This window comes from Aeromonas sp. 604176, from assembly GCF_049170755.1.
Classification (GTDB): domain Bacteria; phylum Pseudomonadota; class Gammaproteobacteria; order Enterobacterales; family Aeromonadaceae; genus Aeromonas; species Aeromonas veronii_A.
The window spans coordinates 1-2,076 of the sequence record NZ_JAAKNE010000227.1 but is presented as its reverse complement, the minus strand read 5'-3'; the positions used below and the strand labels follow the sequence as shown (position 1 = coordinate 2,076).

At 52.4% G+C, this 2,076-nt stretch carries 3 protein-coding genes; all 3 read left to right on the top strand.

Features of this window, described 5'->3' with window-relative positions; genetic code table 11:
* Nucleotides 1-111 (top strand): phosphate acyltransferase (locus tag G5358_RS20890; RefSeq protein WP_421324859.1); only part of this gene is annotated, 111 nt, incomplete at its 5' end.
* Nucleotides 112-488: 377 nt separating this feature from the next.
* Nucleotides 489-809: a ComEA family DNA-binding protein gene (locus G5358_RS20885; protein ID WP_216952910.1), complete on the top strand. Its 321-nt coding sequence runs from the start codon at nt 489-491 to the stop codon at nt 807-809.
* Between the two features lie 96 nt (nt 810-905).
* Nucleotides 906-1,817, top strand: a complete 912-nt coding sequence (gene galU, locus G5358_RS20880) for a UTP--glucose-1-phosphate uridylyltransferase GalU (RefSeq protein ID WP_005339121.1) — start codon at nt 906-908, stop codon at nt 1,815-1,817.
* The last annotated feature ends 259 nt before the right edge of the window (nt 1,818-2,076 follow it).

The window sequence follows — 2,076 nt, the reverse complement described above, 5'->3', positions numbered from 1 at the left end:
GGCATGCGCAAGCCGGTCAACGACCTCTCCCGTGGCGCCCTGGTGGACGACATCGTCTACACCATCGCCCTGACCGGTATCCAGGCAGCTCAGGCTGACGAACAAGCTTAATCAGCATCCGCCTGAAAAAACCGATCACAAAGGCTGCTCACCCAAGGTGAGCAGCTTTTTTTATTGGTACTCTTTTGCCAACCAGAGAAAAACTCCACCAATCTGGCGTGTAACAGAATAATGCTATCCGTTCTATCGGAGTTCGGAGCTGACAGAACACTAGGAAACCAGCGTGACGCCCGATCGAAACAGAGTTTAAAAGACATGCAATAGCATATGGTTGGTAATAGATAACGGCGCAGGCTGACTGCTTATAGCAAATTTTCAGTCATTGGGAGGAGGAACAAGCCTGTCAATAATTGCAGTGAAAAAGACCCACTCGATACGCTATTCATCAATGTGCCACTCGGCAATATCCACATCATGGAGGAATGGAAATGCTGATGAAGAAGCTCTCTGCAGTGATGTTGCTGGCCTGCTTGCCCCTGTTGAACCAACCCGTGCTGGCGGCCGATAAAACCGTTCCCAAACAGACAACTGCGGCGCCCGCAGCTGTTGAGAGCGGGAAGGTAAATATCAATACCGCCACCCTTGCCGAACTCACCAGCCTGAAAGGGATTGGTGACAAGAAGGCACAAGCCATCGTCGACTATCGGGAAAAACAAGGAAAGTTCACCTCGGTCGATCAGCTGGCGGATGTCAATGGCATTGGCCCGGCCACGCTGGAAGCCAACCGTGACATGATCATCGTCAAATAACGTCCGAGCTCTGCATATACGAATGGGGTAGCCTGTGGCTGCCCCATTTTTCTTGGAGTATCATGGCCGCACTTTAATCCCGCTGGATAGTTTTCCATGAAAAAGACTCCTCTGACAGTTCGCAAGGCCGTGCTCCCGGTAGCCGGTCTGGGTACCCGTATGCTGCCAGCCACCAAGGCCATCCCGAAAGAGATGCTGCCGGTGGTCGACAAACCGCTGATCCAGTACGTAGTGCGTGAAGCCATCGCCGCCGGTATCAAAGAGATCGTGTTGGTCACCCACTCAAGCAAGAACTCCATCGAAAACCACTTCGACAAGAGTTTCGAACTGGAAGCGACCCTCGAGAAGCGAGTCAAGCGTCAGCTGCTGGAAGAGGTGCAACAGATCTGCCCGAAAGACGTCACCATCATGCACGTCCGCCAGGGTGAGGCCAAAGGTCTGGGCCACGCAGTGTTGTGCGCCCGCCCGCTGATCGGTGACAACCCCTTCGCCGTGCTGCTGCCGGATGTACTGATTGATGAAGTGGCCAGCGACCCGAAAAAAGACAACCTGGCCGAGATGGTACACATGTTCGAAGAGAACCAGATCAGCCAGATCATGGTGGAAGCGGTTCCCGAGAGCGAAGTGGACAAGTACGGCATCGCCGACATCAAGGGCGAGGCCCTGAGCGAGGGGATGTCCCTGCCGATGCAGGCCATTGTCGAGAAGCCGCCCCGTGACGAAGCCCCCTCCAATCTGGCGGTGGTGGGTCGTTATGTCCTCTCCTCCAATATCTGGCCGCTGCTGGAGAAGACCCCGGCCGGTGCCGGTGACGAGATCCAGCTGACTGATGCCATCGCCATGCTGATGGAGCAGGAGCAGGTCAACGCCTACTTCATGAAGGGCAAGAGCCACGATTGCGGCAGCAAGCTGGGCTACATGAAAGCCAATGTGGAATATGGTGTGCGCCATCACGAGCTGAATGGTGAATTCATCGGCTGGCTGAAGCAGTTCGTCAAGCAGTTGTAATCGCTGATAAATCTGTTTTTTATAGACGTATTTAAGGGGCATCAAACGATGCTCCTTTTTCATTTTTGCAACAAAAAATCAATCAGGAGTAAATAAACTCTCAGCAAATCATAATGTTGTAATTTATTCACACATGCTCTATAAGGATTGAGGCGTGTTTCTCGCCCTTGCATAAAAAACTCAAAAAAATATAAGACACAGGTGGAAGTTCCAATGAATAACCCGTCAAAAGGGACCTTTTTAGGTCACCCTAAAGGGC